Origin of the sequence: Cytophaga sp. (genome assembly GCF_051961495.1) — a bacterium.
Classification (GTDB): Bacteria; Bacteroidota; Bacteroidia; order Cytophagales; family Cytophagaceae; genus Cytophaga.
Window position 1 is genome coordinate 1 of sequence record NZ_JBQCDF010000059.1, and the last position, 9,604, is coordinate 9,604.

The 9,604-nt window shown below is 40.6% G+C and carries 6 protein-coding genes; 2 read left to right on the forward strand and 4 right to left on the reverse strand.

Features of this window, described 5'->3' with window-relative positions; genetic code table 11:
• Positions 1–221: 221 nt before the first annotated feature.
• From rpsA to tsaD, 4 genes are all read right to left on the reverse strand, one after another.
• Entirely contained in the window at positions 222–2,042 is a 1,821-nt protein-coding gene (gene rpsA / locus ACTHJT_RS02900) for a 30S ribosomal protein S1 (RefSeq protein ID WP_440236242.1), read from the reverse strand.
• A gap of 345 nt (positions 2,043–2,387) precedes the next feature.
• On the reverse strand, positions 2,388–3,167 hold the full coding sequence (locus ACTHJT_RS02905) for a C40 family peptidase (RefSeq protein ID WP_440236243.1): 780 nt from the start codon (positions 3,165–3,167) through the stop codon (positions 2,388–2,390).
• Between the two features lie 80 nt (positions 3,168–3,247).
• On the reverse strand, positions 3,248–3,709 hold the full coding sequence (smpB, locus tag ACTHJT_RS02910; protein WP_440236245.1) for an SsrA-binding protein SmpB: 462 nt from the start codon (positions 3,707–3,709) through the stop codon (positions 3,248–3,250).
• Positions 3,710–3,711: 2 nt separating this feature from the next.
• Complete coding sequence (tsaD, locus tag ACTHJT_RS02915) at positions 3,712–4,728, reverse strand: tRNA (adenosine(37)-N6)-threonylcarbamoyltransferase complex transferase subunit TsaD (protein ID WP_440236246.1); 1,017 nt, start codon at positions 4,726–4,728, stop codon at positions 3,712–3,714.
• 165 nt (positions 4,729–4,893) lie between these two features.
• On the opposite strand from tsaD, the gene ACTHJT_RS02920 reads away from it, so the two are divergent.
• Complete coding sequence (locus ACTHJT_RS02920) at positions 4,894–9,279, forward strand: translocation/assembly module TamB domain-containing protein (RefSeq protein WP_440236247.1); 4,386 nt, start codon at positions 4,894–4,896, stop codon at positions 9,277–9,279.
• Positions 9,269–9,604: deoxyribodipyrimidine photo-lyase (locus tag ACTHJT_RS02925; protein WP_440236248.1), on the forward strand; the 336-nt coding region annotated here is incomplete at its 3' end. The genes ACTHJT_RS02920 and ACTHJT_RS02925, both read left to right, overlap by 11 nt.

Sequence of the window (9,604 nt, forward strand, 5' to 3'; positions counted from 1 at the left end):
TGCAGACCTCTGCCTAGCCACTCGGCCACGAAACCCTGATTTAGGTTTGCAAAGTTATAAAATTAGCGCAAACAATAAAGCTAAAAAGTAAAAGTTTTTGCGATTCTTTCAGACCGCTATATCTACTATGAAATAATCAATTGATACTAAGCAGCTAAATCAAATAAAAAAGTCCCCCGAAGTTATCAGGGGACTTTTCATTATCTACAGAGAAGAAAGAATTACTTCTTTCCGTCCATTGAATCTTTCAGATTAGAAAGTGCTTCGATATCACCTAATGTTGATTTCTCAACATCTTTTGCTTTTGCCGGAGCAGCAGCTTTAGCAGCTTTAGCAGCAGCAGGTTTCTTTTTCTTAGCATCAGGAGCAGCAGCATCTTCAGCTACTTCAGAGAACGTTTTTGTGTGAGATAACACAATACGCTTGTCATCTTTAGAGAACTCCAATACTTTGAAATCTAACGCTTCACCTTGTTCTGCATTTGAACCGTCAGCTTTTACAAGGTGTTTGTTCATAGCGAAACCTTCGATACCGTATGGCAATTCAAGAACTGCACCTTTATCATTTTTAGAGATAAGTGTTGCTGTGTGAACTGAACCCGGAGTGAAGATTGTTTCGAAAGTATTCCAAGGGTTTTCTTCTAATTGTTTGTGACCTAAAGCAAGTCTTCTGTTTTCAACATCCAACTCCAATACGATTACATCCAATTTATCACCAACCTTAACGAATTCAGATGGGTGTTTGATTTTCTTAGTCCATGAAAGATCAGATACGTGTACAAGACCGTCGATACCTTCTTCTAATTCGATGAATAAACCGAAGTTTGTTAAGTTACGAACAAGACCAGTGTGTTTAGTACCTACAGCGTATTTAGAGATAGCATCAGCTTTAGTCCAAGGATCTTCAGTCAATTGCTTAATACCTAAAGACATTTTACGCTCATCGCGGTCTAATGTCAATACTACTGTTTCTAACTCATCACCAACTTTGATGAAGTCTTGTGGGTTACGTAAGTGCTGAGACCAGCTCATTTCAGATACGTGGATCAAACCTTCAACACCTGGGTGTAATTCAAGGAATGCGCCGTAATCTGCTACGTTAACGATTTTACCTTTGATTTTAGAACCAACAGTAACATCAGCCGGAAGCGCATCCCAAGGGTGAGAAGTAAGCTGTTTCATACCAAGAGAGATACGTTTTTTCTCTTCGTCGAAATCCAACACTACGACCTGTACTTTTTGGTCTAAGCTTAATACTTCCTGCGGATGGCTTATGCGGCCCCAAGAGATATCTGTAATGTGAAGTAAACCATCTACACCACCTAAATCGATGAACACACCGAAGTTTGTCATGTTTTTGATCACACCTTCCAATACCTGACCTTTTTCAAGGTTGTTCAGGATTACAGCTTTTTGTTTTTCGATATCTTTTTCGATCAGCACTTTGTGTGATACGACAACGTTATCGTTTGTATAGTTGATTTTAACAACCTTAACTTCCATCTTCTTACCAACGAAGATATCGAAGTCACGGATTGGCTTAACATCAATCTGAGAACCTGGTAAGAAAGCTTCAACGCCGAATAGATCAACGATCAAACCACCTTTAGTTCTTCTCTTAACAAGAGCCTCAATGATAACATCGCTATCAAGGGCGCCCTGAATGTTTTCCCAAGCCTTAACAATACGCGCCTTACGACGTGACAATACTAACTGGCCTGAAGAGTTTTCCTGATCTTCAACAAATACATCATATACTTCACCAACTTTAACACCGCCTTCAACATCGCGGAATTCAGAAAGTGGAATAAGACCATCTGATTTAAAACCAATGTTAATGATCACATCACGTTCAGTAACACCAACAACGGTACCACTCAACACTTGTTTCTCAGTAACTTCGCTTAATGTACCTTCATACAAAGAAGCAATTTTTTCTTTCTCAGCAGCAGTGTAACCGCCACCGAAACCTTTGTCACCAACTAAGTCCCAGTTGAAATCTTCTGGTTTTGGAGTAAGCATAATATTCACCCTGTTATACATCAGCCTACGGGCAAGAGACTGAAATTTGTTTGTTACATCCGTTTAACCAAAAACGGACTGCAAATGTACGATTTTATCAGTTTTAGTCAAAGCATTCTGGATGAATGTTTTAAGTTTTAAGTTCTAAATTCTAAGAAAAAGGCGGATTTGGACAAGTTTTCAGGCTAAAAGCAGATTGTAAATCCTTGTGATATAGTTTCGGGATTACAAATCAGGAAAGGCTAGTATGGCTTCTGTCCGCTGCATCGAATGCATTCGGAAGGCTGGCTTAACGCGATCTGCATATCCCATAACTAAAGTCATGGGATATGTATTCATAATTCATAATTTATATTTCATAATTACTTACACGCCCGGCCGCTTAATAAACGCCAGTCTGTGTGTATAAATACGCTTATCTGCGTGAATGATTCCCTGCTCATCAATCAAATCCAGGCGAACCTGTCCGGATGCGTGGATGATCTTATTCCCGTTCAGCATAATGCCTACATGGGTAATTTTATCAAATTCATTTTTAAAGAATGCCAGGTCGCCCTGCTGATAATGCTCATACGGCACTGTAATTCCAATTTCGGCCTGCTGATAGGCATCCCGCGGTAATGGAATGGAATACATGCGGAAGATCTGCTGCACAAATCCGGAACAGTCAATACCAAAATGGCAGCGGCCGCCCCACAAATACGGTGCACCTAAATACAGCAACGCTGTCTGTTCGATTTTCTTTGCATTGAACGGTTCTGCATAGCCCACATCTCCTTCCAGAATATAGGGTTCGTCTCCTACACTGATGATTCCGTTTTTATACAAAGGCAATGTAGAGCCCATCATTAAAGGGAAAAAGCGTGTTTCACTTTTGGCAAGTGCGTACAGCGACTTGCAGAATACCGGCGGCGTCTGGCTCAATTTATGAATGTAGTCTTCATCCACAGGCAGATATTGCTTGGCATCGATCCAGCCTTTGTAACCATCAAAATCATTCTGGATATATTTCCATTTACCATCTTCAGACTGATTGATGATTTCAAAAAAATCACCGAACAGCAACTGAGAGCTCATCTCATGACGATCGCCGGCTTCAACCCGCATGGGCACTACACTTAAATGACAGATTCCGTATTGTTTCAATGTTTTATATGTTAAAAAGTACAGAGTACAGAGTACTAAGTACGGAGTAATTAACTTTTTTAATACTATGTACTATGTACTTAGTATTTAATACGCTGCATCTCGCGCTCATTATCTCTGCTCTTGATCGACTCACGCTTATCATACAGCTTCTTCCCTTTGGCCAATGCAATTTCAATTTTTGCATATCCTCTTTCGTTGGTAAACAAACGCAGGGCAATAATCGTTAGGCCTTTTTCTTTTGAATACGCGAAGAGTTTTTTCAGTTCTGCTTTTTTAAGCAGCAGCTTGCGTGCACTCAAGGGATCATGGTTGTAAAAGGAACCTTTGTCATAGGAAGAAATATTCATATTCTTGATCCAGAGTTCTTCCTTATCAAACAGGCAATAAGCTTCCGTGATCGAAGCTTTGCTCATGCGAATAGCCTTGATTTCAGTTCCTCTCAATACAATTCCGGCTTCATATTTTTCCAGGAACTCGTATTCAAAAGATGCCTTCTTATTTTTTATGTTGACGTTTTTAACGATTTCTTTCGTACTCATTTTTATAAACCTCCTCCTATGCGCAATCTTGGTTCCGGAGAAAGATCCCAGGAAGCGAAATCCTTGTTCAGATATTGATAATAGCCCGCCATAGCAATCATACCAGCATTATCAGTGCAATATTGAAAGGCAGGAATATACACATCCCAACCTTCTTCATCGCGTTTTTGTTCCATCGCTTTTCTCAAGCCTGAATTCGCCGAAACGCCGCCTGCTATTGCTACCCGGTTAATACCGGTATCAGCAACCAGTCGCTTTAATTTCCGCATCAGTACATCAATCAGTGTATGTTGTACACTGGCACAAATATCTGGTAAATTTTTCTGTATAAAATCAGGATCTACGTCCGTATTCTTTTTCAGGAAATACATAAAAGCCGTTTTTATACCACTGAAGGAATAATTATAGGCAGGCATATCAACCGTTGGGAAAGGAAACGCCTGCGGATTCCCCTGTTTAGCATAGGAATCAATCAGCGGTCCGCCCGGATATGGCAGTCCCATTAACTTAGCCGTTTTATCAAATGCTTCACCCACGGCATCGTCCTGTGTTTCGCCTACAACCTCCATTTCCAGATGGCTTCTGACAATTACCAATTGTGTATGACCGCCGCTCACCGTTAAGCAAATAAACGGGAAACCAGGCTTGGGATCATCAATGAAATGAGCCAGAATATGGGCTTTCATGTGATTTACCTTGATGACCGGAATGTTCAATGCAGAGGCGAATGTTTTGGAAAAAGATACCCCAACCAATAAGGCACCTAATAATCCAGGGCCGGATGTGCAAGCCACTGCATTCAGATCTGTTTTTTGTATATTTGCTTCAAGGAGTGCTTGTGATACAACCGGAATGATGTGCTGCTGATGTGCCCGTGAGGCTAATTCAGGCACAATTCCCCCATATTTCTCGTGAATTTGCTGAGAAGCGACTATATTACATAGTATATTCCCATCCTGAATGACAGCTGCTGCTGTTTCATCACAGGAAGATTCGATGGCTAATAGTGTAACTGACATAGATTGATCACTCAAGTAAAGAATTTTAGCAGAATTTTCATAAGAAGGTTTTTAAAAACTGTCTCTTATACTGCGTTAATTTTACTCATACTACTCACTATCATAGTAATAGGTTTCAGAACTATTTATGTACAGGAGAAGGTTGGAGAGCTTGTGAGCAAAGAATTGTCTGAGTATTTAAAGTATACTGTAAAAATCGAACGCGTGCAGATCGATTGGTTCGATCACTTTACGGTCTCCGGTATCTCGCTCTATGACTATAAAGGCAGCCGCATGATCCATCTCGGCGAAGCATTGGTTGATTATAAATTTTTCACCCTTGAACGGAAATTTACCTTCCGTATCGAAGATATTGTTCTCAAAGACGGCGAAGTACACCTGATCAAATACAAGGGCACCGATATTCTGAACATAAACGAATTCATTGATGCAGCTGCAAAGCTGGGAAATGCACAGGATACCACTGCTGCCAAAGAAGCTTTTAAACTCGATGATATAAAACTTGTCAATATGCGCTTTGCATACGATGACATGCGCAAAGACAATATCTCCGGTTTTGATCACAACCATTTTTCATTCGACAGCATTTACGGGATCACAGAAAACCTATATGCTTTTGCTGATACTTTCCGGATTGATATCAAAGACCTCACTACCATTGAGGGCCACACACGCCTTCGTGTACATAAGCTCACAGGTATATATACACTCTGCGGACATTACATGGATCTTGAAAACATGTATGCCCATATTGGTAATACAGTCCTTCAGGATTACATGAAAATCAGTTATGGTACCATTACGGATTTAGCAGACTTCAATACGGAAGCATACATCAATGCAAACCTCGACAGTTCTTTTGTTGACCTGAAAGACATTCGCTTTTTTGCTCCTGAACTGGTCAGGTATCCTTACCGCTTTGCCATCAGCTGTAAAGCAGCCGGTAAGGTGAGTAAATTCAACATCAGTAAACTTTCATTGTATACAGGGCAGAGTCATGTGAAAGGTTCCGTTCACATGGATGGGCTTCCGAATTTCTTCAAAACATATATTGATGCGAATCTAACGGATGTTTACATCAGCCAGAAAGACCTTGCTCCTTTCTTTGATACAGAAATTGCCCGTACCATAAGAGACTTCGGTCATTTCAAAGGATCTGTTGAATTCAACGGATTACCCAAAAGCTTTATAGCGAATGCTGCGCTAAACACTGCGATCGGTTACTTTAAAACAGATATGACTTTCCGTCTGGAAAAAAAATTAAGTGAAAGTTATTATTCAGGAAAGCTTATTACAAATAATCTGAACCTGGGAAAAATTATCCGCAACGATCAGTTCGGTAATATCAATATGAACGGCAGTGTTGAAGGCACTGGTTTTGATATAGATGATCTTAAGCTGAAAATGCTTGCCACCATCCATTCCATTGAATTCAACAAATACAAGTACAAGAACATTCATACCGATGCCATCATCCAAAAATCCCTCTTCAATGGACACGCTGATATTATAGATTCCAACCTGGTCATGAATATTGATGGCATGCTTGACTACCGCATGCCTGAAAAAATTCTGCAGGTAACCATAGGGTGCGAAAAAGCACAATTGAAAAAATTAAACCTGAATTATTTCAATAAAGATCTGCTAGTTAAAACAAAAGTATTCATCGACTTTAAAGGTACGGAGATTGATGATGCAGTTGGCAAAGGCTACCTGGCAGATACGTATCTACTATATAATGGCAACAAAGAGATCTTTGTTGATACACTGGAATTGATTTCTGCGATTAATACCGATACTTCGCGCACACTTGAAATCAACTCAAGTATCATCAGTGCTTCTGTAAACGGGCATTTCAAACCTACTGTCATGCTGCATGACTTCACAGAATTTGTTACCGAAGTAAGCAATAGTGTGCTTGACGATAGTCTGGAGGTGCTTCAGTATTACAAAGACAAAATCGCTCACCAGGAAGTACCATACAATATTTCCTATGATATCAAATTACATGATATCAACGCATTTTTAAATATTTATACACCTGGCTTATACATCTCAGGAGAATCATCAATCAAAGGCCGGTTCAATTCAGGCAGAACCAAGATCCTGCGCTCGCGCGCATACATCGATACCTTGTATTACAAAGGATACGAATTCAGAAAAAACAAAATCGTTCTCTTTTGTTCACAAAAAAGTGATAGCTCTGCCGTGCTGGGTAACATCACAATCAATTCAGAAGAACAAATCAACCCGGATCTGCTGGAGACCGAAAATCTTGTTTTTGAATCTGTCTTATCCGGGGAACAGGCAACCGTTTACTTTGGCGCCAAACAAAAGAAAACAGATAACAGTACCCGCATCAACGGAACCATTGATTTATACGAACCTTATAATATCCTTACGTTCGACAATTCAATTTTAAGTTTAGGAAAGAAAGTATGGACGTTTGAAGATGACCGGAAAATCTATTTTAACAGTTCCAGCATAAAGTTTGACAGCATAAGTTTATACAACACCCAGCAGCGCATTACACTGGTTGGGGAATCCGGCAGCGATGGCCCGAGCGGCAGTGTACTGATGAACAACATTGCCATCCAGGATTTTTCTCACCTCTTTAGCTCTGTTAAACTTGCCGGTATTGTAAATGGCAATATACACCTGGGAGAATTGAATCTCGACAGTAAATTAACGATTGATGATTTCCATGTCGATACGCTTTTCATTGGCGATGTGGATGGTAAAGCCGTTTGGAATGCCGCCAACAAGCAGATGAACCTGAATGTTGATGTACTCAGGAATAATAACAATACCTTCAACCTAACCGGCTATTATGTTCCTGAAAGTGATGCCCGGAGCGAAGAAATAAATCTGGTTGCTCAATTTAAAGAATCCGATATATCTCCGCTGAATGCCATTGCTGAAGGCATTTTTACCAATATTTCAGGGAAAGCCACAGGATATTTAACCATCAAAGGAAGCTTAACCGAACCTGTTGTAAAAGGCGAAATAGATGTTGCCCATGGTACATTTAAAATTCCGTTTTTAGGTACTACTTATCATTTCTCTGATAAAATTGAATTAAAAGATGACAGGATCTCGTTTGATAACGTACAGCTGCATGATGTGAATGAGCGTGTGTGCCACATCACAGGAGGCTTGAACCACAGTCATTTTAAAGACTTTGTACTGGATTTCAAAGGTACTGTTCCATTGCAGCACGGCAATGGCTTCCAGGCATTGAACCTGAAAGAAAATGAAGGTGATATGTTCTATGGGGAAGCCTACGTAACCGGCAACTGGGAGATCCTCGGCGCACTGAATAAAATCAAGATCAAGGCCAACGCCCTGTCGCAACAGAACACGCAGATCTTCATTCCACTCAATACCTATACTGGTGTTGAACACGAAAGCTATATACGTTTTGTAGATCCCAATCGTAAATCGGCCAACATCGATCAAAAGAAAAAGCTTGATTTATCCGGTATTGAAATGGAATTCAACTTCGCTGTCACTCCGGATGCTTATACAGAAATCATTTTCGACAAAAAAGCCGGTGATATTATTCGCGGTAATGGCACAGGCAATATGCGTATGACCATTGATACACGTGGTGATTTCAATATGTTCGGAAGTTATGAAATCACCAAAGGGAAATATAATTTCACACTTGCAGGGATCATCAACAAAGAATTTACGATTGACCCGGGCAGTACGATCCGCTGGATGGGCGATCCTTATGAAGCTGAATTGAATATCAATACCCGTTACCGGATTTTTACTTCGCTGAAACCTATATTAACCGGCGCACCAGAAGACCTTACAGAATCTCCGGATGCGCAACGCAAATATCCGGTGAATGTATTGATGGGCCTGAAAGGAAATTTAAAATCACCGGAAGTAAATCTTGGAATTAATATTGAAAACAAATATCCCGGACAATTTGCCGGATATGTAACCAATTTTGAAACGTATGTTGCGTCAAACCCATCTGAAATGAACAAGCAGGCATTCAGTGTCATTGTCCTGCGTAAACTCTCTCCCATCGGAAACGGCTTATCAGACGCCAACAGCACCTATGCCAATTTAAGTGAACTGTTGTCTAACCAGCTCAGCAGCTTTGTATCCCAGATTGATGAAAACCTGGAGATCAACGTAGACTTAACCACGCTTGATAAAAACGGCCTTAATACCTTTAACATGCGCTTTGCCTATACTGCGCTGGATGGCAGGTTACGGATCTCGCACCAAAGCGGTAACTACTCCAATACAGCAACTACAGCCACCAATATTGTAGGTGAGTGGACTGTTGAATATGTACTGACCCCAAGCGGAAATTTAAAGGCAAAAGTATACAATAAGATCAACCAGAATGCACTCATTACGTCAACAACGACAACCACTACCATGGCTGCCGGTATGAGTTTGCAACATGTACAGGGCTTTGATAAAATCGGAGAGATTTTTAAGAACAAAAACAAAGAGCAGAAGGAAAAGAAACGTAAAGCTCCGAAACAAATGTGGAGCCCATACAAGGAGGAAGATGATGAATAACAAATCCACCCTTGAAAACGTGGTTCTGTTTTGGTTCAGAAGAGATTTACGTTTGGAAGATAACCACGGACTTTATAAAGCACTAACCAGCGGTTATCCGGTTGTACCTGTCTTTATCTTCGACCGCGAAATTCTGGATCAACTGGAAGACCCGGCGGATGCACGTGTGGAGTTCATCCATAAGACACTAACCGAACTTAAATCTGCATTACAATCATTCAACAGCGACATCCGTATTCTGCACGGCACACCGCTGCAGGCTTTTGCCATCCTGCTAAAAGAATATCGGGTGCAGGCGATCTATACGAACACCGACTATGAGCCT

What these genes read in the sequence shown, in the direction of transcription:
- rpsA (WP_440236242.1), bottom strand. Translation starts at nt 2,042, where the DNA reads ATGTATAACAGGGTGAATATTATGCTTACTCCAAAACCAGAAGATTTC.
- smpB (WP_440236245.1), bottom strand. Translation starts at nt 3,709, where the DNA reads ATGAGTACGAAAGAAATCGTTAAAAACGTCAACATAAAAAATAAGAAG.
- tsaD (WP_440236246.1), bottom strand. Translation starts at nt 4,728, where the DNA reads ATGTCAGTTACACTATTAGCCATCGAATCTTCCTGTGATGAAACAGCA.